Origin of the sequence: Candidatus Magnetaquiglobus chichijimensis, assembly GCF_045865675.1 — a bacterium.
In the GTDB taxonomy this organism is placed as follows: Bacteria; Pseudomonadota; Magnetococcia; order Magnetococcales; family Magnetaquicoccaceae; genus Magnetaquiglobus; species Magnetaquiglobus chichijimensis.
The window spans coordinates 563,116-588,269 of the sequence record NZ_BAAFGK010000004.1; the positions used below are offsets into that span (position 1 = coordinate 563,116).

The following is a 25,154-nucleotide window of genomic DNA, read 5'->3' on the forward strand; positions in this document are numbered from 1 at the left end:
AGGTGAACGGGGTGAAATACGCGGCTCTCTCGGCGCGGCCATGCAGAACGTTTCGTTGGGTCGGGATGGGTGCGCGCTCAATGCGGATGGGTGCCGAGATGAACCACCCGTGCCGCCTCCTCCAGGGAGATGTCGCCCTGGCGCACCCGACGCAAGGCGTCATCGGCCAGGGTGGGAAGTTCGTGGGCGTGGAAGCAGGGGATGAAGGCCGAGTGACGGCCCCCTTCCTCGAGCCAGAGCGATACCGGAGCATCCGCGGGCAACGCTTCGAACAGGGCCGCGCGGCCCTGGTAGCCACTCTGCCGGCACGTTTCGCAGCCGCGCGCCGAATGGAGTTCAACCGGGCCGTGTCCGAGAATTTTTTTCTCTTCGGGCAGCGGCGGGCGGGATTTCTTGCAGGCTGGACAGAGCAGACGGACCAATCGTTGGGCCACCACGCCGGTCAGATTGTCGATCAACGCCCGAATGGGGATCTCCATGTCGATGAGTCGTTGAAACGCGCCGTAAGCCGAGTGGGCATGGATCCCGGCCACGATCCTTGCGCCCCGCATGGCCGCGCGCAACGCGGCGCGCATCGCCTCCGGCGCGCGCACGGCATCCAGGAACAGGATGTCCGCGTCCATGTCGAGCAGCTCCACGGGATCGGCGATCGGATCTGCAAGCCACTCCCCGCCGATCACCCGACGCGCGGGATGGTGGGGATGTTCCGGGGTCTCTTCGATGGAGAGCAGGGACAGCTCCTCGTCCTGGAGATAGGCCATGAGCGCGTGCAACGTGGTGCTCAATCCTCCGCCGGGTGGGGCGGCGATCACGGTCAGACCGGTGGGTCGGGCGAGCATCCGCTTGAGCTGTGCGGCGGTCGGCGCGGCCAGTCCGAGGGACTCCAGGGTTGGGCCGGCCAGGGAGGCGTTGCGCACCCGCAGCACCAGGGATTCGTCGGGCAGGGTGGCCAGGGAGGTCACCTGACAGTCGATCTCCAACCCGGAAAGATGGGCGCGAAAGCGACCCTGGCGGGGCGTTCCGGTCGGATCGCTCTCCATGCCGGCCAGATGGCGGATGCGCTCGACCAGAGCGGGCAGGTGGTCGCGGTGCAGGGCGCACCGTTGCGACATCACCCCGTCGTGGCGATAGCGGATGCTCACCTGACCCGGTTCCGGCTCGATGTGGATGTGGGTGACTCCCTGCCGGGCGGCATCGACCAGCAGGGCATCGATCAGGCGGATTGGATCTTCCGCCAGCACGCGCGGATTGACTACGGGCGCGTTCGACGGGTTGAAAGCCCTGCCGATGGCGCGCGCGATCTCGCCGGGACCGGAGAGGACGCTTTTGAGGTTGATTTCGGTGTGAATGTTGGCCTGAATCGCATCGAGCACCGCCATGTCGCGTGGATCGGCCATGGCCAGGGTGAGGATGGCCTCCTTGGGATTCCAGCGGATCGGCAGCACATGATGGCGTTCGATCAGTTTTTTTGGCACCAGGGCCAGGATGCGCGGATCGATCACGGTTTGATCCAGATCCACCACCGGCACGCCGAGCAGATCGCCCAACAGGTCGCGCAGCAGCGCCTCGGGCACGAATTCCAGCCGGGTGAGGATCCTTCCGAGCAGTTCGCCGGTTTTGCGTTGTTCGGCCAACGCGATGTGCAGTTGGTCCGCGCTGATCAGCGAGGCGTCGTGGAGCAGTTCCCCCAGACGACGTGGTTGCGCGTGGCGCGGATGGGTGATGGAGGCGCTCATGAGCGGCGATCGCGGATCGGCGTGGAGTCGGCCCGCTGCGACGGGGCGACTCCCAGTTTGTGGATCGTGGTCTTGACGCGGGCCAGGGAGCGCACGCTCGGATGGTTGGCGCGCATGGAGACCGGCAGACGGTTCATCAGCGCTTCGCAGGCCACGGCGGAGGGGCATTCGTTCAGATGGACCAGCAGGGTGTCATTCGTGAGTCGAAAGAGCTTCAGATCCAGGTCGCCGGGGGGCGGTTGGATCGCGGCCAGCTGATCGGTGAGCAGTTCGAGTCCCCGATCGTGGGTCAACAGCATCAATTGAATGGTGTAATGGCGGTCGTTGCCCTGCTCCAGCCAGCGGTGCGAAGCCAGGATCGCCTCGCCGAAGGGGTCGTTCTCCTTTAAATAGGGGAGATGGCCCGAGGCGTCGGAACGGGTCGGGTGGGTCGAGACCGGGCGCGAACGTGGGGAGTCGTCCTGGGTCGGGGTGATCCGGGCCACCGGTTTCACGGGCGTTCGGGCTTCGGGCACGGTGTGCGCGGCGATCGATCGGGGCTCGGCGGGCCGATTCCGGGGAGCCGGAGGCTCCTGGATCTCCGGATTGGGGCCAGGGTTGGTTTCGGACCGTTTCGGGATGGGGCCGTTCCATGGTTCCGGTCGCGGTTCGGATTTGGCGATCGATCTGGACTCGATGACCGTGGTTTCCAGGATCGGTTCGGGCCCCTTGTGCGGGCTCGGGGGTGTTTCGGCAAGCGTTGCGGCAGGAGTCTCGGCCAGAGGCGCGGCTGGCGACGCCACGCCCGCCTGTTCGATGGGCTGGCTGGTCAGATGGCGGGGCGCGATGCCGGCCACGAGCAGGGAGACGGCAAAGACCCCGGCCATCAGCGGTCGATACCCTTGCGTGAGCGCCGCGAACGGAGTGTCCTGGGACATGGCGCGCCAGACGTGGATCGAACGCACCTGGTTGGACTCCTCCATGCAGGCCTCACGCAACGCCTGATGGGCGAGCCGATGGATGCGACGGGGACGTCCGCCGGATCCCAGGTGAATGAACCGGGCCGCCAGGGGGGTGAAGGGGGAGTTGCCCTCCCGTCCGGCGGCGATGAGGCGCGCATGCAGATAGTGGGCGGTCTGTTCGGCGGTGAAGGGCCTGAGGGTGATGCGGGTCATGACCCGCTCCAGCAGGGTGCGCGTTTCCCTGGGGTCTTTGAGATTTTCGAACCGTTCGTGGGCGAAAAGGACGATCTGGAGCAATTTGGCGTGGCTGGTCTCCAGATTGCCGAGCAGTCGCAGCGCCTCGAGGGAGGCGGCGGGCAGGGCATGGGCCTCGTCGATGATCAACAGGGGCCGTTGTCCGGCGCGGTGCATGATCAACAGGTGGTTGAGGAGCCGTTGACGGGCGTTCCAGGGTTCGATCCCCTCGGCGCACGGCACGCGGAACTCCTTGAGCAGCGCCGTGAGCAGCGCGTCGGCACCCAGATCGGGATGGAGCAGCAGCGCCGGACGGTAGTGGCGCGGCAGCCCCACGCAGAGCATGCGGCAGAGCATGGTCTTGCCGGTTCCGGGGGCGCCGACCACACGCACCATCCCTTCGCCCTCCTGGAGTGCGGCGAGGATGGCTTTCAGGCTCTCTTCCCGTCCGCCGCCGGGAAAGAAACGACCGGTGTCGGGGGTGAGGGTGAAGGGGAGGTCCCGCAGGCCGAAATGGTGCAGATACATGGCTTCGACTCTCTCATCGAGCTGAGGCTGGATGGGTCACGTCGTGTTTGGACGTGTCTGATCAAGCCTTCTGCAAGAATCAAGCCGCAAACAGAGGTGGGGAGGGGATGCGAAGGATGCGGGGGTCAGTAGTTTTTCAACCAACGTTCCACCAGGGCGTTGATCTGACCGGTGGCATGGTTGTTCCAGGCGCGACCGCGATGGATGTCGTTGCCGGAGTGTTGCCCCTTGTTGGCATCGAAGGCCTTGCGCTTCTCCATGTCGCTGGCGAAGATCGCGAAGACCAGCCGGCGGTTCTGTCGGGTGAACAGATACCCGGCCAACGCCTTGCCGTAAAGGATGGTGCCGGTTTTGGCCCAGACGCGAAACGAGGTGTCCGGTCCGGCGAACCGTCCGGCCAGGGTCCCTTTCCAGCCGGAGACCGGCAGCATCGAGGCGTAGGATCGCTCTCCGATCGGCGCGGCATTGGCCAGAAGCAGAATCGCCACCATCTGCCTGGGGGTCATGCGGCTGGTGGAGGAGAGACCGCAACTGTTGGTGAGATGAAAGCCGCTCCAGTCCACTTGCGGGAGTTGCGCCATGATCCAGTCGCTCAACACCTTGGCGGCGCTGGTGGCCGATTGGGGATGTCCGGTGAGACGGGAGGCGGCCATGATGCCGATCATCTCGGTCCAGAAGTTGTTGCTGTGGGCCAGTGCCGAGTCGGCCAGTTCCTGTAACGGGGCGCTGGCGCGGCTGGCCAGGATGGTGGCGTTGGACGGGGGATGACCCGGTTCCGGCTCGGGCAGGATCAATCCGTTCTGGCGACAATACTCCCGAAAGGCCATGGCGGTGTGACGCCCCGGTCGTTTCACCGGCACCCAGTCCCAACCCGACTTGGCGCCGTGGGGATTCAAACGCCACTGCTCCACGTTGGTGCCGCCCAGGTAGGTGAGGGTGGGTCCAGTCCTCGAGGTGGGGCCCAGGGTCAAGGCGATGTCGCCGAGATTGGGATTGGTCTGGGTGAGGAGTTGCCCGTTGCGACCGATCATCCAACGTACCCGCACCCGGTTGGGATCCAGCGACAGGGCGCTCAACCCCTGGTTGTAGCTCTCCTCGTCGTTCTGCTCGGTGCTGATGCTGGTCTCCGGGATCATCGCGGACTCGTCGAACAGAAAACGTCCGCGGATGCGATGGATGCCGAGGGTTTGCAGTTGGTGGGCCAGATCGATCAGACCCGGCATGGTGAGCGAAGGATCGCCGCCGCCAACCAGGATCAGATCCCCCTGCAACTCGCCATCGACCACCGGCGCCGGGGAGAGCAGGGAGGTGACGAAGCGGTGGTTGGCCCCCAGGATGTGCAGGGCGGCCAGGGTCGAGGGAACCTTGGACACCGAGGCGGGGATGTAGCTTTGGGTGTCGCGTTGCGCCTCCAGGATCTGACCGGATTGCAGATCCATGAGCAGATACCCCATGAAAGGGGGGTGCTCGAAGGTGGGCGTCGTGGCTTTGGCGCCACCCTTGCGGCCCTTGGCCGGTTTGGCGGCCCGTTTTTGTTGGGCCTGGGCCTTTTTGCCGTTGGTGGCAGGTTCGGCCCATACGCTCGAGGGCGCGAACAACAGAAGCGACAGGGCGAGACAGATCATCCTGAACATGCGGCTCGTGGTCTTGTCCGTGCGAGGTTTCGGATTTCGGAGTCACATCGGTTGATCGGCGATTCCCGAACAGCCTTCAGAAGAGCGACTCCGCTGCGCAAAGGCGCATTAAACCCGCATTGAGCGATTAACGCAATGTTTCACGCGCGTGAAGTGCGATTCCAGGTCGATTCCAGGGGGCGAAATCGGGATGGGGATGCGGCGTGCGGATCGGTTGGGCGTGTTTCACCCGATGACCGGGGTTGCGCCGCAGCCGGGAGCTTGCGCGCGGCGTCGGCCAGCAGAGCGCGTCATAGGCCATTCCTCCGCAGGAATTGACATGGCCGCGCGAATGTTATCCAAAGGTCAAGTCAGGGATCGTCCCTTTTGGTTGCGGCCATCAGGCCGCGCCATGTGGGCGTGTGGCGATCCGGGTCATGGCGACTGGTTCGGTTGGGAATGGAGAGGTGATCGGGTTGATGGCCCGGCGTTCCGGCACCCTTCGGCGCGGGCGCGGTTGGCCGCGGCGAGTTCCAGGATCCGGGGGGCGGTTTCGTTCAGGGCCCGTGCCTCGTCGCCATGCTCCGGATCCCCGCAGATGCCGGAGAGCCCGCAACGGGGATCATGCAGGCGTGGGTTGGAGAAGAGCGGCAGGCTGGCCTTGTCATCCCCCACCACCCGTTTCATCCAGCCGCCCACCATGATGGTGCCGAACTCGCCGGGTTGGCGGATGCCGTCGCAGTTGCCGACCCCGTGACCCAGCGCGTAGGGGGCGATGGCCGTGGCATGGCCCTGTCCGGGTTCGCAGGCGTCCACCAGACGGCCATGGTTGAGTCCCATCAGATGGCCCAGTTCGTGGGCCAGGGTGTGGGCTCCGCACACGATGTCGTAGACCATCAGGCCGTTTTCCGGACGGCTCAATTGATCCATCCGCTTGTTGACCGCGATGGCTCGACCGCAGCCGCGTTTGCCGCGGATTCGGTGGCGCGTCACGGCCACCGTGTAGGCCGCGCCGTGCTCCCCCGCCTGGCAATAAAGGTCGGCAAACCCCGCTCGTTCCGCGCGCATCGCCTCCAGAATCTCGATGGCCTCCCGTTCCTCGATCGGCACAAAGGCCACGTCCGCGACCTCGGCGCGCAGTTCCACCAGGCTGTCCCGGTAATAGCCGTTCACGGTTGCAACCTGTGCGTGCAGACGTGCGCGGAGGGCGGCGCGGGTCGGTTCGTCCCTTCCCAGGGTGTCGTTGACCAGAAAGCGGATGCCGAACACGGTTTCGGCGTGCGCCTGCCCCCAACTTCCGATTCCGGCAATCAGGAGCAGCAGCAGCCGGATCGTGGCGCGCATCGGGGTCCGGTCCAAGGCTCAACCCGGCGGGCGGGCGAGGAGGAAACCCGCGAGGCCCAAAGCCCGTTTGATGCGCAACGCCTCGTGGGGCTTTTCGACGAAGACCCGGATCTCCTTGATGAACTTGATCACTCCCAACAGGTCGATCCATTGGGGCAGGGTGCGCCTTTCGGCCTCGTTCAAGGGGGAGGCGGCGACATAATGGGCGACCAACTGGTCGAAACGGCCAAAATCGGCCAGATGGATGTATTTGTCGGCCAGCGAGAACTCGATGCCGCCGTCGATCAGGTCCAACAGTCGCGGACCGTGGTAGCAGTTGTTGAAATCGAAGAAACAGGTCGTGCCATCCGGGGTGATGATCACGTTTTTTGGCGTGACGTCCCCATGGTTGTGGACGACGTGACAGCCGTCGTGGAGTCGTGTCCGATACCCTTCGTCCAGGAAGGGCCCGATGCGCGGGGCGAGTTGCTCGAAGGCGGTTTTCAACTCCGGGGTCAGAACCGGGCTCTCCCGATAGGTGGCGAAATAGGGTAGCCACATGCGACAGGAGTCCTCAAAGGTGAAGCTGGCATCCAAGGGCAAGGGGGCGTCGATCTGCACCTGATGGATCCGCGCCAGGGCGGCGCCGATCGGCTCCAGAGGGTATTCGGGCTTGGATTGGGGCGCGCCGGGAATGCGTTCGAAGAGCAGGGCCGGATGGCCGCTGATGGTCGCCTCGGCCCCAGGCAGCATGGGCAGGATGTCGGCGGTCGGCACGCCACGGGCCACCAGACCCCGGATCAGCGCCGCCTCGTAGGCGGTGTGTTCGGCGATGCGGTGGCTGTGGTAGTTGCCCGACACCTTGTGCAGCTTGAGGATCGTCTCCCGCGGACCGTTGAACAGCCGGTAGAGCAGGTTTTCGGTCGAGACCTTCATGGTCTCCAGCAGCGCTTCGGGCATGCCGTAACGGGCGCGCACCTGGTCGGTCAGGGCTTGCAGATCCCCAACGCTCGGGGGTGCGGCCTCCTTGTGGCGGTCGTGGATCAACCTGGCGCCGAATTTTTTCAAGAAGGCATCCTTGAGCGCGGGATTGCCTCGGGACGGGAAGAAGATGTAGGCATCCACCAGATGGTGGACATACGGAATGCGCGGATGGAGCGTGGTCCAACGGCTCACGTCCATGGCCAGCGGGAGCTGGGTGATGTGGTAGACCGCGCAGCTGCTCGAGGCGGATTCGGGATTGATCAACTGCCAGTTGGGCGGCAGCGCCTCTTCGCGATCGGGATGGATCTCGATCAGGATGTCCACGTCCGAACCGAGCTTGGCGTTGGTGCCATGCACGAAGGGGGCCTGATAGAATCCCATGTCCCCGCGCAGCGCCGATCCCATCAGATAGACCCGCTCCACCGCCGCCCGCGAGGAGACTTCGCTGCGTAGAGTCTCGTGGACCCGTGCTTGCAGCGCGGCCTGTTCACCTGCTGAAAACGTGATCTTGGTCGGTTTGACGAAGTTCATCTCCAGCCGGGCCAGCAGGGTGCTCCAGTTGCGGTAGAGCACCTTGGCGGCGTCCGGTTGGGGGTTGAGATCGTGGGGAAAGATCACCCGGTCACTGCCAGGGGTGAAGAGCCAGAATTGGGGATCGCAGTTCACCTGGGCCGGTTGTCCGGAGGCCAGCGCATGATAAAGATCGAGCACCTGGCACTTGATGCGGTTGAGCCGGTCGGGATCCAGGCTGGCGCCGTGGCGGCTCAGGTAGGCCACCAGCCGTTCGCCGTGGTCCAGACCGCGCATGGCGCGAAAGTCCGGTCCTCCCTCCTTGCGGGTGGCGCGGGCCAGCACCTTGAGTTTTTCGCCGGAGTAGAAAATCCCCTCCGGGGTCTCCTCGCGGGTAAAGCCGATCAGCTTGAAGATGTCCCGCACCTTGGGCATGTGGTGCGGGGCCACCAGCAGGCTCATGCGCTCGCCGGGGGCGTTGCCGGAGTCGAGCATGAAATCCAGCTCGTTGGCTTCCAGCAACTCCAGAACCTCGGTGTAGCTGGAGGCGCACGGGCTGTCGGGGTCGAGCTGTTTGAACTGACGGTGCAGCTCGCGGAAGTCGGCCTCGTCGATGAGGATCTTGTAGTTGCGGTAGTGCAGATGATAGCCGTCGCTGCACGCCTCGATGGAGACCCGTTGCGGATGGTAAACCACCGGATGTTTGAGCTGGGATTCGGTCCAGATGCGCACGTCATCCTGGTTGGCGTTGGCCAGCTTGCCATCCTGGTAGTTCTTCTCCTGGATGATCCCCATCAACTCCGCGGACTGACGGTTGAAGATCGTGCCGATCTCCTCGAATTCGTTTCGGCTCAGCTCGATGCGCAGATCGCGGAAGTGGATGTGGATGTTCTCTTCCATGTCCAGGAAGAGGTTGCGATGCCTCGGTTTGCCGAGGATCTGTCCACGGTAGAGAATCTTCTTGATGACACCCATGTGATTACGGAGTCTCCCAAGGCAGGAGTGGCGAGGTTGGCCTGACCAACCATCACGGACGACCGATCTCATCCTCCACGCCCTGGACGATGCCGGGATCCAGGGTGAGCAGTTCTTCGTTTTTGCCCGGATAGTCGAATTGCCGCAAAAGATAGCGGATGCTGTTGATGCGCGCCAGTTTCTTGCTGTCAGAGCGGATCACGGTCCAGGGGGTGTCTGGGAAGTTGGTGCGTTGCAACATGTCGTCGCGGGCGCGGGAGTAGTCCTCCCAGTGGTCCTGGGCCTCCTGGTCCACGGGACTGAGTTTCCAGGTCTTCAGAGGGTTGGTCTGACGCGAGGTGAAACGTTTCTCCTGGGAGATCCGTTCCACCGAAAACCAGAATTTCACCAGATGGATGCCCGATTCGGTGATCATCCGTTCGATGCACGGCAGTTGATGGTGGAACTCCTCCACCTGGGCCTCGGTGCAGAACCCCATCACCCGCTCCACGCCGGGACGGTTGTACCAGCTGCGGTCGAAGAGCACCATTTCGCCGCCGTGGGGCAGATGGGCGATGTAGCGTTGGAAATACCAGGAGTGTTTTTCGAGTTCGGTGGGTTTCTCCAGGGCCACGACGCGGCAGATGCGCGGGCTCAAGAACTCGGTGAAACGCTTGATGGTCCCCCCCTTGCCGGCGGCGTCGCGTCCCTCGAAGAGGATGAGCAGCTTGAGTTTCTGGTCCACCACCCACTGCTGGAGCTTGACCAACTCCTGTTGCAACGGGGTGAGGATGTTCAGATAGTCCTGCTCGCGCAGCAGTTTCATGATTTCCAGCTCGCGGCCTTGGATGAGTTCTTCGAACGGAATGCCGTCCGGGGAGACGAGGGGAGCGGGAACGGGGGTGGGGTTCTCCTGATCGGTCATGATGGGTACTCCGAAAAAATGAACATCGAAACGAAACCAACGGACGGATCATGGTAGACCTTTGCCATCCCCTTGTCGAGATGGTTGGCCAGGCGGATGACGGGGAATATCCAAGCGCCCGGCATGGCATGGCGTGGGCAATGGTGGTAGGATGGATCGGGTGTCGGACGATGCGTTCCGATTCCGGCGCGCGGCTTGATGGATGAGGGCAATCGAAGGGAGGCGCAACCATGACGAGCTATCCGGCCTATTACTATCGGCAGTCGGCGGTGATTCCTGTGCGTGGCGAGGGGGAGTCGCTGCGGGTTCTGTTGATCTCTTCCCGTTCGCGCAGTCGCTGGATCATCCCCAAGGGGATCGTGGAACCAAACCTTTCCCCCGCGGACTCCGCAGCCAAGGAGGCCTGCGAGGAGGCGGGCATTCGCGGCAGGGTCCATCCCGAGCCGATCGGGGAGTACGACTATCCCAAGTGGGGCGGAACCTGCGTCGCCGAGGTGTATGTGATGCGCGTCGATGAGGTGCTGGATCGCTGGCTGGAGAGTTTTCGCGAGCGGGTCTGGTTGACGCTGGATGAGGCGATCGGACGGATTCAGGAGGAGAAATTGCGCGAGATCATGGCCAGGGTTCCGGATTTTTTATCCGTGGTGGCGCCATGATCGAGCCGCGACCGCTCAAACAGGGTGAAACCGATGCCTTCCTGGATCTTCCCGAGCGGGCTTCCCGGTCCGAGCGTGGCAAGGGCGGCTGGTGGGGTCGGCTGCTTCGATCGCTGCTGGTTGTCGGGATCCTGGTTTACGGGGGCTTGGGTGCGTATCTCTATTTCAGCCAGTCCTCCAAGGTGTTTCGTCCCTCGCGCGGCTTGACCGCCACGCCGGCGGATTGGGGCGTTCCCTTCCAGGAGGTCTCCTTCGCCAGTGACAAATACCGCCTGCACGGCTGGTGGATTCCAGGCGCGTCGGACCAGCCGGTGGTGCTGTTCTTTCACGGCAACGCCAGCGTCATTTCCGGATTGAGAGGACACACGGAGCTGTTCCGGCGTTTGGGGCTTGGCGTGTTCCTGTTCGATTACCGGGGCTATGGCCTGAGCGAGGGGGAGCCGTCGGAGGTGGGGCTTTATGCCGATGCCGAGGCGGCCTGGAACCATCTGACCGGTTCTCTCGGCATTCCGGCGGCCAGCGTGATCTATCATGGCCACTCGTTGGGTGGAGGTGTCGCCACCTGGCTTGCCACCCGGCATGCGCCGAAGGCGCTGATTCTCGAAGGGACGTTTCTTTCGATTCCGGCGGTGGGCGAAGAGCTTTACCCCTATCTGCCGATCCGCCTGCTAAGCCGCATCTGGTTCGACAACGCCAGCCGCATCGGCCAGATCCGCGCACCGCTCTTGATCATCCACAGTCGCGACGACAGGGTGATCTTCCCGCGTCATGGCCGGGAGTTGCTCGCCCTGGCCAACGACCCCAAAACCTTCCTCGAAACCACCGGCAGCCACAACACCAGCGTCAGCCAGGGCGGCCCGACGGTGGAGGCGGGGGTGCGGGGGTTTGTGACCGAACTGGGCAAGCGTCCCTAGACGGTTTGCCCCGCGTCCCGAGCATTTTTCAGCAGTTCCTCGACCAGTTCATGCATGGCGGTATAGGGCCATTGTTCTGGATTGTCGGGTGTGGTGCGTTCGGCAAGACGTTTGGCTCTCGACAGGGCGACATCCAGGTGTTTCCTGGTGTCTGCAAAGGTTGTCTTCATCCCTTTTTCGTAATCGGGGATGTGGCCCCTCAACAACATCTTGGCCTCGTTACGATGGAGCGGGGCGTGAACCTCTTGAAAATGGAGCAGAAGCCACAGTTCAAAGCATGGAATGGAGGGGATGGCCTTGAACGGAATCCACTTCTTTTCGTCGTTTTTGATGTGCCCATCCAGATCCCTGGCACGGTGCAGGGCCTCGTCATAGTGTTCATGTTCGTCACGGTCGAATACAACGTAGATCTTGTCAAAGGATCGTGCTTTGATCTTTTTATTGGATGGATCCCCTTTGTGGAATAGTTTTTCGGCATCTTCGACGATCTGGTGTGGAGAGGTGCCCGACTCGCAAGGACGGACATGGATGTGGGGGGATGAGGGACGATGCAAGCGACGAATCTCCTCAAGGTAGAACGGCTCGGTTTTCGTCCCTTCAGTCACGATCAGGATGCGATCATAAGGATGTCGTTTGCCCTGATGGCGTATCAGATCGCGCTGACGATTCTGAAAGGCGTTTTTAGGCAGGACCATGGGCGATGACTCCGGAAAGATCGCCAAGGAAAGGAACTCCGCCGTAGCGACCATTGAGATAGCCACGCTCCAACGCCTCGTTCTTGCGCGGGGCGAATTCAGACAGAGGGACCAGACACGAGGCCTGATCGATATCTTTCTCCACAAACCAGATCTGATCGCGCCGGAACAGATCGTGGTCCATCAAAGACGTGTTATGGGTGGTGAAAATCAACTGTGCACCACCGGTGTTGGTGTGATTCTGATGGAACAATTGTACCAGCTCTTTGACCAGTAATGGGTGAAGGCTGTTATCCAATTCATCGACAAGCAATGTCAGGCCTTTTCCAAGAATATCAAAAATTCGAACAGACAAATAGAGTAACTTCATGGTTCCCTGGGATTCGTCTTGAGCCTCCAGAACGGCTTGACCATGATCTGTTTTGTGGAGAAAAAGAAGTTTTTCGTTTTCCTCTTCTTCATCTTTTACTTCTACTGACTTATTTTCTGGGTTAAAAACAAGCGCCATTTTTGTTGCTTTCTGCGTATCAATCAAAATATCAGAAATGCTTATATCGGCAGCCTTCAGAAAAGTGCAGACTTCTTGACGGGTTGATTCCTGTTTGAGTGTCTTGATGGAAAGCAATGGATCTTTGGGTCTGATATTATTAATGATTATCAGGTGAGTATCAAACCAGTCATAGATGGGACGCAGTGCCTCACTGTTCAGTTGAACAGCGGATGATAACAATAAAGAGTCTGGACGCGTGGCTTGCTCCCAGGTGTTTTTTGGTCCTTTGAGGCCCGTGCCAAAATGGAATTGGTACTGATTGGTCTCGGCGTCGTATTGGCGCTCGAACCAGGTTTGAGGCTTTAAGGTTTTGTAGACCAGCAGATACTCCTGGACGATCCGTTGCCGGGTCATGGAGAAGCCGTATTGGTGGCGGACGCCATCCAGCAGAAAGGTGACCTCAAACTCGGAGGGTTGTTCGTTGGTCTCGGCATTCAGACGAAAGGGCTGGACACTGAAAGGTTGCCCTGGAGCTTTGATTGCGTATTCGACCACAACTGAGCGCATGTAGTGAATTGCTCTAACGAAATTTGTTTTTCCGCTGGCGTTGGCCCCATGGAGCGCCGCGCCGCGCAGGATGTGTGGCACTGATTTAAGGCCGGATGGCATGGTGTTCGTTTCGCGCAGGGTAGCATCCTTGGTGGCCACCATGCTGAATACCATTTCGTCGCGAATGGAGCGGAAATTTTTGACCCGGAACTCGATCAGCATGGTCATGGATCCTCTTTGATTAAAATGGATCTTGATTATGCGCTTTTTATGCAAAAGTGCAATTCATTTTGATGTGTAGCTTGTGAAAAAGGCGAATTGAAGTCACCCCAAGAGAGGGTAGCCGAAACGCGAGAGGCGAACCGGGTGCAGGGGTTCAGGATTGTATCAGGAGACGTGGGATTTTGTTGCCAACCTATCCTTCCACCGGTCATGCGTGGGGCGAGGGGCTTTGGATTGCAGTTGACGTGGCGTCATGATTTTTGAAGTGGGTGTGCAAGATGCGAGCGTCGTTTCCAAAATTCGGAAACGACGCTCGCACAGACTGAGCGGGGAATCACCCTCCAAAAACCAGCCTGGCCACCTGCGGGTATTTTTGCACGAAGTGGACCGTGAACCCCTCGCGGATGTGGTCCGGCACCTCCTCGTAGCTTTTGCGGCACGCCTCTGGCAGGATCAGTTCGCGGATGCCGACCCGGCGGGCGGCGATCACCTTTTCGCGGATGCCGCCCACGGCCAGCACCTGGCCGGTCAGGGTGATCTCGCCGGTCATGGCCAGGCGACGGTTCACCGGCTGGTTCTTGGCCAGCGAGAGCATGGCCGTGGCCATGGTGATTCCCGCCGAGGGACCATCCTTCGGGGTCGCACCCTCCGGCACATGCAGATGGACCGGGTTGTGGGTGAGAATCTTGGCATCCCCGCCCAACGTGGCGCAGTTGGCGGATACATAGCTCATGGCGATGTGGGCCGACTCCTTCATCACGTCGCCCAGGGCGCCGGTCAGGGTCAGGCCGGCCTTCTCGCCGCCCGGATTGACCGCCTCCACATCGAGCGTGGCACCGCCCATGGCGGTCCAGGCCAGACCGGTCACCACCCCCACGCCGCTGAACGGCTGTTCGTCGCGGAAACTCGGCTTGCCCAGAAACTCCTCCACCTGATCCTTGCCGACCCGGATCGGGATGGCGGACTTCTCTTCCAGGATCTTCACCGCCGCCTTGCGGACGATGGCGGCGATTTTTTGTTCCAGACGTCGCACCCCGGCTTCGCGGGCGTAGCCATCCACGATCACCCGCACCGCGTCGTTGCTGATGCGCAGCTGGGCATACTGCATGCCGTTCTTGTCGTACTGTTTGGGGATCAGGTGGTTGCGGGCGATCTTGATCTTCTCTTCGGTGATGTAACCCGAAAGACGGATCACCTCCATGCGGTCCAAAAGCGGCTGTGGGATGGTGTCGAGCTGGTTGGCGGTGCAGATGAACAGGATCTTGGAGAGATCGAAGCGCACGTCCAGGTAGTGATCGAGAAACTCGCTGTTCTGCTCCGGATCGAGCACCTCCAGAAGGGCCGAGGCCGGATCGCCGTGATAGCTGGCGCCGATCTTGTCCACCTCGTCGAGCATGATGATCGGATTGGAGGTTTCCGTGCGGCGCAGCGCCTGGATCATCTTGCCGGGCATGGCCCCCACGTAGGTGCGTCGATGGCCCTTGATCTCCGCCTCGTCGCGCATGCCGCCCACCGAAAAACGGAAGAACTTCCGACCCACGGCCCGGGCCACCGAACGACCGATCGAGGTCTTGCCCACCCCCGGCGGACCGACCAGCAGAATGATCGAACCGCCGATCTCTCCTTTGAGCTTGCCCACCGCCAGAAACTCCAGGATCCGCTCCTTGACGTCGTTCAAGGCGTCGTGATCCTTGTTGAGCACCTGGCGCGCCCGACCGATGTCGAGTTTGTCCTTGGTGTGGATTCCCCACGGCAGACTGGTGAGCCAATCCACATAATTGCGCGTCACTCCGTACTCCGAGGAGCCGGTCTCCAGAATCGAGAGCTTGTCCAGCTCCTCCTCGATCCGTTTTTTGGGTTCGTCGGTGAGATTGAGCTTTTCCACCCGTTCGCGGAACCGCTCCATGTCGGCGGTGCGGTCGTCCTTGGTGATGCCGAGTTCCTTCTGGATCTCCTTCAACTGCTCGCGCAGAAAGAACTGCCGCTGGTTCTTGGAGATTCCCTCCTCGACCTGCCGGGAGATCTTGTCCTGCAACTTGACCATCTCCAGCTCTTTTTTCAACAGCCCGAGCACCTTCTCCAACCGCTCGCGCACGTTGAGGGTTTCGAGCACCTCTTGCAACTCCTCGCGTTTGGAGCTGGTCATGGAGGCGACGAAATCGGCCAGACGATCCGGTTCGCCGAAGTTGTGGCGCGACAGGAACATCTTGACCTGCTCCTGGTAGAGCGAGTCGTATTTCAGGATCTCCTTCAGGGCGCTGATCACCGCCATGGTGTAGGGCTTGAGCGCGTCCAGATCCAGATGCAGGGAGATCTTGTCGTGATGGATCACGCGGGCCACGATCGGCGGACCGGGTTTGACGATCTCCATGATCTCGAACCGGGCGATCCCCTCGGCGAGCAGCTTGATCTGCTTGTCCTCGTCGTTGACCGCCGCTTCCATGATGCGGGCCACCGCGCCGAAACGGTACAGCTTGTCGGCGTTGAACACCTCCTCGCCATCCTCGGCGTGGCTCAACACGATGCCGAACATCTTGCCGGGCGAGTGCAGGGCGTATTTGATGGTGTCGTAGTAGGGCGAACCCTCCACCTGGATCGGGGTGAGCATGCCCGGAAAGAAGGGGCGGCCACCCAGCGGGTAGATCACCATCTCCGGCGGCAGCACATCCTCGACCCGAGCGGGTGGGGGCGCGACCTTGGGTTCGGCTTTTTCGGCGACGCTTTCGTCCTCCGGCGGGGAGACGGCTTCGACCGTGGGGGGCGCGGGTGCGTTGGGATCGTCGTTCTTTGGGGAATCGTCAGCCATGGCGGATACCTGTTCGCACTCGGGTGAAGAAAACGGACCAGACTGGATGCATGCGAATTATATGGTATGGCCATGCCTGGGATGCAACCGGAGAATGGATCTTTTTTCGGATTTTTCCGGTTGCATCCGTGTCAAGGCAGGGGATCAACCCGAATCAGGCGTTGGAACACCCGCCCATGCTGTTCGGGGTGAACGACTGACCGCAGCCGCAGGAGCTGGAGGCGTTGGGGTTGCGGATGACGAACTGGGCGCCGGAGAGATCCTCGACGTAATCGACCTCAGCACCGGTCAGCATGCCCAGCGAGGTGGGATCGACCAACACCTTGGCCCCATGGGATTCGATCAGGGTATCGCCCTCCTCCTGGGTGTCGTCGAAGGTGAAGCCGTACTTGAAACCGGAACAGCCTCCGCCGGAGACGAAGATGCGCAGTTTGGTTTGGGGATTGTTCTCCTCTTGCAACAACTCACCCAGTTTGGTGGCCGCGCTGAGAGTCAGGGAAATGGACATGGAATGGACTCCTTCGTGAAATGTTCAGATAGAGAAGAGGGGCATGAGATCCTGGATGTCGCCTGGTGAAGCCGTGTGTCGGCATCCGGGATTCCGGGTGGATGGCATTTTGCCGGTTCGTTGTGAAGATAGAGGATGTATTCAGAAATATCAATCTTGCGGTTTCCGGATGCGAGACTTTTACCGTGGAACGCTCTTGCGGGAGGTTCACGGTCGGGGGTGAGAGGGATGCCACCAACCGGCACGTTTGGGATGCAACGCATATAGAGTGGGTAAGTTGGATTTGGTTCAATAATATTTATTGATGGAGCGGGCCGCCGATTCATACACCTTGGGCAGTTTCAGGTTGCGGTCGGCGAGCAGTTTGGAGCGCACCGCCACCACGAACTGTTCGGTGCTGCGCATGGGCAGTTGTTTGGGACTTTTGTCGTTGGAGAGCAGTTCCACCACCATGTGCGCGGCCACCTCGCCCTGTTCGTAGGGGGATGTGCCGATGGCCAGCATGCCGCCGTCCTCGGCGTAGAAGGCGTTGGTGCCGATCAGCGGGGTCGGGGAGTGTTTTTCGCTCCAGTCGATCAACTCCCTGGGCGGCATCAGGTCGTTGCTCCCCTCGGTGCGTTTGATTTTGCGGTAGTTGGTGGTGATCAGAAAATCGACTTTGCCGGCGCTCTCCGCCAGGGCCTGTTTCCACTCCGCGAAGGTGTTGACCAGTCGGGAATCGACCACCTGGATCGGGGTCATGTCGAACTCCCGGAAATCGATCTCGTCGGCGATCACCGAATCCGACTGATCCCCGAGAAACTGGATCGTCAGGGGTTTTTTCAGGTTGTTGTATTCGGCCAGGATAAGCAGCGTCTCCCGGAGCGCGGCCCAGGGTTTGCGTTCCAGGATGCCGGTGATGTTGTCCGCCTTGTCGAAGCCGTAGTCTTCGGGTGGGTTGTTGACCCCGGAGAAGACGATGCGGATCGTGGGGTGGTTGAGGAGATGGCGGGTGACGAACTGTTGGGCGTCGTCGTCCACGGCCAGGAGCACGTCCGGTGGCGAGGCGTTGAGCATGCGGCGCATGGCCTGTCCGGCGTTGGTCTTGAATTCGGTCCAGGGGTGGCGCTTGGTGTCGAGGTAGTACCAGTTGATGGTGTAATCGCGATGGGCATCCAGGACGCGGTTGATGCCGATGTTCACGTCTTTGGTCCAGGAGTAGCTTTTGTCATAGCTTTGCAGGATCACCAGACGGGGTTTGTTGGCGTTGAACCAGCCGGTGACCAGCACCGAGGCGATGCAGAAAAAGCCGATGAGCCATTTCTGGAGGGACCAGGATGAGCGGTTCATAAGAGCCCCATGGCGCGCCAGTAGGGGAACGAGGCGTAGATGGCCAGCAGACGGAAGATGTTCATCAGGGCGTTGAAGATCAGGAAGGAGGAGTCCTTGTAGAGCGGTTGGTTTTTGTTGATCTCCTGGTATTTCTGGTAATAGGAGCACTGGTAGGGCATGAACCAGATTTCGCCGAAGATCAGGATGATGAAGCCGACGATCCAGGGGCTTATGCCATAGATTTCCGCCAGGGGCATAAAAATGGTGATGAGGATGACGATGGTGATGCTGATGGGGATGACCAGTCGCACCACGGAGATCATCACGAAGAGCAGCAACACGAAGAGTTCGAAGTTGTCGCGCATGGTGGCGCCCAGGGTGGGCAGCGCGGAGGCCAGGTGTTGATCGAGTCCCAGGTAGTTGAACACGCTTACCAGGCCGGTGAGTTCCCCCAGATAGAGCAGGAAGGGCCAATCGATCTTTTCGGTGAGTTCCTTCTTGCGCAGCGAGCCGAACAGCAGCAGGGCATAAAAGATCGACATGCCGAGCAGGGTGGGTTGGATCTGGTGCCAGGAGGCGGTCATCATGCCGATGATGAAGACGCCGATGCCGAGCAGGGCGGCCCATTCGCGGTGTTTGAGTTTGCCGAGGAGCTGGAGTTGCAGGACGACGCGGGATTTGTCGAGTTGGGGTTGTTCCTGGGTGCGCATGAGCAGCAGGTCGCCGATGATATGGGCGACCAGCATGGAGATCCCGAAGACGCCGGCGGCGACGAGCCAGCGGAACCCCTGGAACTGGTCTTGCGCCTGGGTGGGCAGCAGGCTGAACATGGCGAAGTTGACGGACTTGCTGGTGATGAACATGGCCGACATCAGCGAGACGCCGGTGAAGGCGCTGATGGCCAGGCGGGTGGCGGCCTTTCCTTCGGGGGCCAGGCGCAGGCTTTTCACCATGTCGGTGAAGAAGGGGGTGACCATGGCGAGTCGGGCGTTGATCGAGGGGATCAGCGGCGTGAGCACGAATCCGATCAGGATCAGGCCGAGGTTGTTCCAGAAACGGGTGTTGGGCAGACGGTAGAGCAGCAGCAGCAAGGTGCGGTAGCCGAGTCCCGACGAGGCGATGACGGTGCTCAGGCCGAGGATGCTCATGGCCATCAGGAAGCTGTTGGAGGAGAATCCGGAGAGCACCACCGTGGGTGGCACCAGACCGGCCATCAGGATGGAGACGATGGCGAACAGTCCTGGGATGTAGTCATCGACCAGGGAGAACATCCACATCAGGATGGTGGCCGTGGAGATGGCCAGAAAGGTGGTGATGTTGGATTCGAGATTGAGCCGTTCGCCGTAATAGAGCATCACCGCCGGCAGGAGGATGGCCAGGATCCAGCCGATACGGGTGGCGAAGGTGCTGGGGATTTCGCCGGATGGGGCCTGTTTGATGGTTGGAAGTTTCAGCGGGTGTCCGCTGACATGGGACATCAGGGAGGTGATGCTGGCCTGTTTGATGATCGGTTGTTCGGCGGCCAGGAGTTGGACGGATGCGCGCGGAATGAACAGGGCTCGAACCGGTTCGACGACCACGGCCTGGACCAGGCACTCCTTGAAATCGGTGGCGCTCTCTTCGCCGCAGCGGACCTCCTGATCGGTGACCGGCGTTCCGTCGGGTCGGGAGAGGGCGATGCGCCCTTCGTTCAACAGGAACATTCCTTCGACCGGGCTGTTGGCCTGGCAGAGCATGGCGCCCACGGGATACGCCCGCACCTCGATGAGCGGCATGAGGCGCGCCAGGGAGGTGTAGTTGCTCAGTCCCAGGATCGGGTCTTGCAACAGACGTTCGATGAGATCCGGTTCCAGGGTGTGATCAGACACGGCTGAACTTCTCGGCAAAGTGGCGATGGGAAGGGTTTTTGTCGGGCCCGACCGGCGAGCCAACCTCACCACTTTAGACCATGCCGTGGCAACGGGTCAAGATCGCGGGGCGACGATTCCGCGGACACTGGGGGTTTGGCGTGGTTCCGGTGTGCGGAATCGCCTTTCGACGCGATTCCTTTGGGGCCTGTTTGCGGCGGAGTGGGAGAGGGTTCGCCTCGCGTCTGGCCGGGTCAATGGACGGCGTGCAGCTCGCGGGTCTGGGCCACGCCTGCCGAATAGCCCCATTTTTCCTTCATCTCATAAGCGGTTTCGAGGATTTCGTCTTCCGGGATGTTCAGGTAGGCGGCGATCACCGAGGTGCGCCAGTAGGGTTCGCCCAGGTCGTCGTAGCCGGTGGGCGCCGGATGGGGTCCGAAGATCTCCTCCATGGCCTGACGCATCGCCTGACGCACCTGCGGCTCCTTGCTCATGGCCAGGTATTCCCAGGCGTCGTCGAAGGCGGGGTGTTCCGGACCGGCTTCGACAATGGCCAGGGCTTGATTGATCCAGGATTCCATGTTCATCGGCGAGATCATCATCGTGTGCTCCAGTTCTCTGCACCATGGAACTTTTCGTCGATAGAGTTCCATGGTCAAGGGTGAGGGAGTTCTCCTCCCAGCAAGATTTGTCGCTTGGCGGCAATGGGAACGGCCTGGTTTGGGAAAAAGCAATCTCCGTGCCGGGTGTGGCGATTGTGATTCCATGCGCGTTGACGTGAGTTTGATCAGGGGTTGGGCGGCAAATTTTGCCGGGCCGGGGTGGAGAAATTGACCGGTTCTTGGCGCTTGAGTTCGGAGCGGGGATTGCCGAAAAGAGCCGGGTGGGAGACGATCGGAGACGAAGGGTTGGAACGGGATCGGGTATCTGACGGAAGGGTGATACAAGGCATGTTTAGATTTTTCAAACGGTTGCTTCTTGGGCGTCCGACCATGACGGATGACGACGAGGACGACGACGAGTCGGGGGAGTGGGTCGAGGATCACGATCACCTCCCGCCCTACACCCCGTCCCTGCCTGAGGGAATGCGGGTCTATGCGATCGGGGATATTCACGGTCGCGCGGATCTGTTGCGCCAGTTGCACGGGATGATCCGGGCGGATTGGGCCGATCTGCCCGGATCCGTGCGTCGGGTGGTGATCTATCTGGGGGATTACGTGGATCGCGGCGAGGATAGCAAGGGGGTGATCGACATCCTGCTCGACGAACCCCTGACCGGGTGCGAGACGATCTACCTCAAGGGCAACCACGAGGCGGAAATGGAGGATTTTCTGGTCAATCCGGTGGGTGGGCACGGTTGGCCCCAATACGGCGGCATGGCCATGGCGTTGAGCTACCAGGTGCGGGTGCCGGGACGGATCTCAGCCGACGAGCGCATGCGCGAGTTGCGCGACCGGTTGCTCGAGGCGATGCCGGCCACCCATCAGGCCTTTTTCACCGGTTTGCGCTTCCGCCACGAGATCGGGGACTATTTTTTCTGTCATGCCGGCGTGCGACCCGGCGTTCCGCTCAACCGTCAGACTCCGCCGGATCTGCTTTGGATTCGCGATCCGTTCCTGTTTTATCCAGGGCGGTTCGAAAAGATGATCGTGCATGGCCATACGGTGATGGCCACCCCGATGACCACCTCGAACCGGATCAGCATCGATACCGGGGCCTATCATTCCGGTCACCTCACCTGTCTGGTGCTGGAGGGGGAGAGCCAGCGTTTCCTGATGACGTAAGCCCGGATTGGCCAAGCTTGCCACATGATAACTTGTCGCGCGTCGGTTCCCAGGGTATGCTAGTCGCCTTAACGCATCTTGGGGAACCATTCGAACTGGCGAGCAAGGATCGACAACGTGGATAAGCGCCTGATTCTCGCGGGATTGATCGGCCTGATGGGCCTTCGGCCCATGGATGGTTGGTCGTTCGCGGTGGGAGAAATCGCCGTTCAATCCCCTTCGGGCCAGAAATTCCAGGCGGAAATTCCCCTGCGTCTGGCCGAGGGCGAAAAGCTCAAACTGGTCAAGGTGGGTTCCAAGGCCGATTACAAGGTCATGGGGCTCAATCGCGCCCAGATGCTCAACAATGTGCGGGTCGAAACCCTCGAAAAGGATGGTGAAACGCGCATCCGTCTCACCTCCGACACCCCCCTGAACCCGAAGGGATTCGATCTTCTGCTGCGGGTCACCTCTTCCAAACAGACCAACTTCCCGGTCTTTCGCATCGCCGGTTCCACCGCGCCCAAGCCGGAGGGCCGCGACAAGGAACCGCCCGCCACCGCCGAGGCCAGGAGCGGCGTGGAGTTGAAAAAAAGCGAGATCAAACCGCCCGCCGAGACCAGACCCGCCGAGACCAGACCCGCCGAGACCAGACCGGTCGTCGAGGCGCGCGTTGAGGAGTCCAAGTCCGAGGCGAAAGGGGGAGGCAGACCGGCCAAGGGGCAGGCCGCCTCCGAGACGCCCGCCGCCGGCAAACAGTACGGCCCGGTCAAGGAGGGGGATACCCTGACCTCGATCGCCCGCGGCCTGGTTTCAAGCCGCTCGGTGACCATCTATCAGATCATGGCCGGCATCTACGAGCGCAACCCGGAACATTTTCTGCTCGGCAACATGAACAACCTGATCTCCGGCGGCATGCTCACCATTCCGTCGATCGCCGAGGCGCGGGCGATTCCGGATCGTTGGGCGCGGGCCATGTGCTTGTCGCACACCAAGGCCTGGGAGCAGGCACTGGCCGGCCAGAACGTCCCGCCGCCCCCTCAGACCGCCCTGCTGGCCAGTTCCAGCCCCGAAGCGGCCAGGATCCCGGCCTCAGAGGCCAAATCCTCCGCCTCCGGGCGCGACGAACCGGTGATCATCCTGCCGGATACCACCCCGCCCCGCGCCCAGTTGCAGAGCGTGGCCCCGCCAGCCGGCGGCGGTCTGGAGAACGTGTTGGTCCGGTTGCAGGGGCAGTTGGGCGAGTTGACCGAGGTGCTCAAACAAAACCAGGCCCAGCAGGCCAAGCTCGATACCCGCGTCGCCTCCCTGGAGATGGCGCGTGGCGATCAGGATGCCCTGGCGCAGCGGGTGGCGGTGTTGGAAAAGGGGGTGCGCGATCTCTCCGGACGGGAGGTGACCTCGGCGGTTCAAGGCCATGCCGGTGGTGATGTCGTCCAGGAGGCGCGGAGCGGTGGGGCGTTGGGAGTGCTGTTCGCGTTTTTGGGTCTGGCGTTCGCCGGGGTGCTGGTGTGGCTGGGACGGCGTTGGAACCGGCAGGCCCAGGAGGATGGCCTCAAACATCTCCTGGCCGTGACCGCCCGGGAGTATCCGGAGTTGGCCACCGAAGTGGTCCGCGAGGTCGAGTCGCGAAAAATGCCCTTCATCCCCTCGATCCATCCCGGCAAGCTCGAGGGCGGATCCTCAGCCGCCGAGAAGAAGGTGATGAATGACGGGGATCTGTTGCGGAACGTCAATCGGTTGAATGCCTTGAATCCAAAACGGGGAGAGGCGGAATGATCAAGCTGCTGCGCGGGATCCTGGTGGGGCTCGGGTTGGGATTCGCCCTCTTTTACACCACGGGGTTGTCCTCGGAGATCTATCAGGCCTCCCTGGCGCTGCTGGTTCTGGTCGGGGTGCTGATTCCCCTCGAATCCCAGGAGCGCCGCATGGAGAAGCTGATCGCCATGTCCCGAGGCGTGGAGGAGCGACTGAAAAAGGTCGAGGGGCGCCTGGAAAAACTCGAAACCACCATCGAAACACGGTTGGACGAGGAAGAGGAGGAGGAGCCGACCCCGCGTTTCGAAATCCGCGAGAGTCCGGAGCCGGAACGGTACATTCCGGCCTATGGAGCCGGACTGGCGGAGAATCGCGCCGTGATGCCCCATGGCCGGCGTACCGTGGAATGCAGCGTCGAGGATGTGGCCCGCAAGCTCGCCTCCATGCAGCGCGAGGGCGGTTGACGCCTGGTGACGGGGCGCGTCGCCGGGCGATGGGTTGACTTTATCGAAGCCTGGTGCGGGGCGTTTCGGCATGCCTGATGAGGCGCTTTGCCTGGTGACGGGGCGCGTCGCCGGGCGATGGGTTGACTTTATCGAAACGTTGATATACCGTCCAAATGGGGGATTGCCCCCCGACCCTTTCCACCCGTGGCACCCCTTCGCGGAAAACACACGGTACCTTTCATGAGTGTCTTGATCATCCAATCCCATTCCAAGGAATCTCCGCGCATGAGCACTTCCGAAACGATGGCGCCCGCGACCCAACCGGTCGCGCAACCTGTCCAGCCCGCCGCCCCGCAACCCGTCACCAGCGCCGCCCCGCCACCGGCTCCAGCCCAGACCCCGCAACCGGCCCGGCCCGTGGCTCCGATGCGTGTCGCGCCGACCCATCTGGGTCTGGATGTGGGCACCATGAACCTGGTGTGCGCCCGCGCCAATGCCCTGGGCAAGATCGAAATCGCCAGCCTGCGCAACGTCTTCCTGACCGTCGAGGATGTCCACATCGAGGGGATGGATCTCTCCAAGATCAGCCACGCCCGCATCGACGACGGGGTGTTCATCCTCTCCCACGACGCCTATAACTTCGCCAACATCTTCGGCTATCGTCTGAGCCGCTCGATGCAAAAGGGGATGATCAGCCCGGAAGATATCAACTCCACCGACATCCTGGCGGTGATGATCCGGGAACTTCTCGCCCTCGAACCGGGGGGCAAGCCGGGCAAATGCGTCTATTCGGTGCCCGGCGATCCGGTCAACTCCAAATCCAACGTGCTCTATCACCGCAACATCCTCGGGCGGATCATCAACGAGATCGGCTTTGAGGCCGAACCTCTCAACGAGGCCACGGCGATCATCTACGCCGAGTGCGCGGATTCGGACTTCTCCGGCATCAGTATCTCCTTTGGCGCGGGGCTGACCAACGTCGCGGTGGTCTACAAGTCGATCCCGGTGCTCGAGTTCGCCCTGGGACGCGGTGGCGACTGGATCGACGACAACGTGGCCATGGCCGTGGGGACCATTCCCAACCGGGTGGTGGCCATCAAGGAGAAGGATTTCCATCTGGATCGTTTCGACATGGGGCGCAAGAAGGAGCGCAAGGTGCGCGAGGCGCTGGGCTTCTACTACAAGAATCTCATCCAGTACGTGGTCAAGAGCGCCTTGCAGGAGCTGGACCGTCGCGATCTGGATCTTGGATTCCCGAATCGCATTCCAATGATCATCTCCGGCGGCACCTCGCTGGCCGGCGGTTTCCTGGACTACATCCGCTCCCAGGTGGAGGAGGTGGCCTGGCCTCTGGAGCTTTCCGAGGTCCGTTATGCCGGCGACCCGTTGAGCTGCGTGGCCCAGGGGTGTCTGATCAAAGCCTTGAAACAGTGATCCGACC

Annotated in this window: 19 protein-coding genes; 6 read left to right on the forward strand and 13 right to left on the reverse strand. The window is 61.5% G+C overall.

Annotated elements, in window-relative coordinates:
* Nucleotides 1-77 precede the first annotated feature (77 nt).
* The 6 genes from ACOY6C_RS06850 to ppk2 all read right to left on the reverse strand — a co-directional run bounded on the left by ACOY6C_RS06850 (nucleotide 78) and on the right by ppk2 (nucleotide 9,748).
* Nucleotides 78-1,736 (reverse strand): GspE/PulE family protein, encoded by a 1,659-nt coding sequence (locus ACOY6C_RS06850; protein WP_420904738.1) that lies wholly within the window; start codon nucleotides 1,734-1,736, stop codon nucleotides 78-80.
* On the reverse strand, nucleotides 1,733-3,439 hold the full coding sequence (locus ACOY6C_RS06855; protein ID WP_420904739.1) for an AAA family ATPase: 1,707 nt from the start codon (nucleotides 3,437-3,439) through the stop codon (nucleotides 1,733-1,735). Before ACOY6C_RS06855 ends, ACOY6C_RS06850 begins: the two co-directional genes overlap by 4 nt.
* 125 nt (nucleotides 3,440-3,564) lie before the next feature.
* Complete coding sequence (gene dacB, locus ACOY6C_RS06860; protein ID WP_420904740.1) at nucleotides 3,565-5,073, reverse strand: D-alanyl-D-alanine carboxypeptidase/D-alanyl-D-alanine endopeptidase; 1,509 nt, start codon at nucleotides 5,071-5,073, stop codon at nucleotides 3,565-3,567.
* A gap of 414 nt (nucleotides 5,074-5,487) precedes the next feature.
* On the reverse strand, nucleotides 5,488-6,396 hold the full coding sequence (locus ACOY6C_RS06865) for a M12 family metallo-peptidase (RefSeq protein WP_420904741.1): 909 nt from the start codon (nucleotides 6,394-6,396) through the stop codon (nucleotides 5,488-5,490).
* A gap of 18 nt (nucleotides 6,397-6,414) precedes the next feature.
* The gene (locus ACOY6C_RS06870; RefSeq protein ID WP_420904742.1) at nucleotides 6,415-8,844 is read right to left on the reverse strand and encodes a phosphotransferase; all 2,430 of its coding nucleotides are present in this window, start codon (nucleotides 8,842-8,844) and stop codon (nucleotides 6,415-6,417) included.
* A 52-nt stretch (nucleotides 8,845-8,896) separates the two neighbouring features.
* Nucleotides 8,897-9,748: a polyphosphate kinase 2 gene (gene ppk2 / locus ACOY6C_RS06875; RefSeq protein ID WP_420904743.1), complete on the reverse strand. Its 852-nt coding sequence runs from the start codon at nucleotides 9,746-9,748 to the stop codon at nucleotides 8,897-8,899.
* Nucleotides 9,749-9,978: 230 nt separating this feature from the next.
* Between ppk2 and ACOY6C_RS06880 the strand changes: the two genes are divergently transcribed.
* Both ACOY6C_RS06880 and ACOY6C_RS06885 read left to right on the forward strand, forming a co-directional pair.
* On the forward strand, nucleotides 9,979-10,404 hold the full coding sequence (locus ACOY6C_RS06880; protein WP_420904744.1) for an NUDIX hydrolase: 426 nt from the start codon (nucleotides 9,979-9,981) through the stop codon (nucleotides 10,402-10,404).
* Nucleotides 10,401-11,318: an alpha/beta hydrolase gene (locus tag ACOY6C_RS06885; RefSeq protein ID WP_420904745.1), complete on the forward strand. Its 918-nt coding sequence runs from the start codon at nucleotides 10,401-10,403 to the stop codon at nucleotides 11,316-11,318. Before ACOY6C_RS06880 ends, ACOY6C_RS06885 begins: the two co-directional genes overlap by 4 nt.
* Here the strand turns inward: ACOY6C_RS06885 and ACOY6C_RS06890 are convergent.
* The 7 genes from ACOY6C_RS06890 to ACOY6C_RS06920 form a co-directional block, all read right to left on the reverse strand.
* The gene (locus tag ACOY6C_RS06890) at nucleotides 11,315-12,040 is read right to left on the reverse strand and encodes an RloB family protein (protein ID WP_420904746.1); all 726 of its coding nucleotides are present in this window, start codon (nucleotides 12,038-12,040) and stop codon (nucleotides 11,315-11,317) included. The two genes, ACOY6C_RS06885 and ACOY6C_RS06890, sit on opposite strands and share 4 nt — an antisense overlap.
* The gene (locus ACOY6C_RS06895) at nucleotides 12,000-13,280 is read right to left on the reverse strand and encodes an AAA family ATPase (protein ID WP_420904747.1); all 1,281 of its coding nucleotides are present in this window, start codon (nucleotides 13,278-13,280) and stop codon (nucleotides 12,000-12,002) included. The genes ACOY6C_RS06890 and ACOY6C_RS06895 overlap by 41 nt, the downstream gene beginning before the upstream one ends.
* Before the next feature lie 328 nt (nucleotides 13,281-13,608).
* Nucleotides 13,609-16,080, reverse strand: a complete 2,472-nt coding sequence (gene lon, locus ACOY6C_RS06900) for an endopeptidase La (RefSeq protein ID WP_420904748.1) — start codon at nucleotides 16,078-16,080, stop codon at nucleotides 13,609-13,611.
* A gap of 154 nt (nucleotides 16,081-16,234) precedes the next feature.
* Nucleotides 16,235-16,588: an iron-sulfur cluster insertion protein ErpA gene (erpA, locus tag ACOY6C_RS06905; protein ID WP_420904749.1), complete on the reverse strand. Its 354-nt coding sequence runs from the start codon at nucleotides 16,586-16,588 to the stop codon at nucleotides 16,235-16,237.
* A gap of 288 nt (nucleotides 16,589-16,876) precedes the next feature.
* Nucleotides 16,877-17,917, reverse strand: coding sequence for an ABC transporter substrate-binding protein (locus ACOY6C_RS06910; protein ID WP_420904750.1), 1,041 nt, complete (start codon nucleotides 17,915-17,917; stop codon nucleotides 16,877-16,879).
* Nucleotides 17,914-19,767: an SLC13 family permease gene (locus ACOY6C_RS06915; protein WP_420904751.1), complete on the reverse strand. Its 1,854-nt coding sequence runs from the start codon at nucleotides 19,765-19,767 to the stop codon at nucleotides 17,914-17,916. Before ACOY6C_RS06915 ends, ACOY6C_RS06910 begins: the two co-directional genes overlap by 4 nt.
* Nucleotides 19,768-20,000: 233 nt before the next feature.
* Entirely contained in the window at nucleotides 20,001-20,348 is a 348-nt protein-coding gene (locus tag ACOY6C_RS06920) for a hypothetical protein (RefSeq protein WP_420904752.1), read from the reverse strand.
* Nucleotides 20,349-20,696: 348 nt separating this feature from the next.
* On the opposite strand from ACOY6C_RS06920, the gene ACOY6C_RS06925 reads away from it, so the two are divergent.
* From ACOY6C_RS06925 to ACOY6C_RS06940, 4 genes are all read left to right on the forward strand, one after another.
* Entirely contained in the window at nucleotides 20,697-21,530 is an 834-nt protein-coding gene (locus tag ACOY6C_RS06925; protein WP_420904753.1) for a metallophosphoesterase family protein, read from the forward strand.
* A 117-nt stretch (nucleotides 21,531-21,647) separates the two neighbouring features.
* Nucleotides 21,648-23,288: a type IV pilus assembly protein FimV gene (locus ACOY6C_RS06930; protein ID WP_420904754.1), complete on the forward strand. Its 1,641-nt coding sequence runs from the start codon at nucleotides 21,648-21,650 to the stop codon at nucleotides 23,286-23,288.
* Nucleotides 23,285-23,731 carry a hypothetical protein gene (locus ACOY6C_RS06935; RefSeq protein WP_420904755.1) on the forward strand — a complete coding sequence of 149 codons (447 nt, stop codon included), beginning with the start codon at nucleotides 23,285-23,287 and terminating at the stop codon, nucleotides 23,729-23,731. Before ACOY6C_RS06930 ends, ACOY6C_RS06935 begins: the two co-directional genes overlap by 4 nt.
* A 267-nt stretch (nucleotides 23,732-23,998) precedes the next feature.
* A complete protein-coding gene (locus tag ACOY6C_RS06940; RefSeq protein ID WP_420904756.1) occupies nucleotides 23,999-25,147 on the forward strand; it encodes a disk-shape morphogenesis protein volactin in 1,149 nt (382 codons plus the stop codon).
* Nucleotides 25,148-25,154 lie beyond the last annotated feature (7 nt).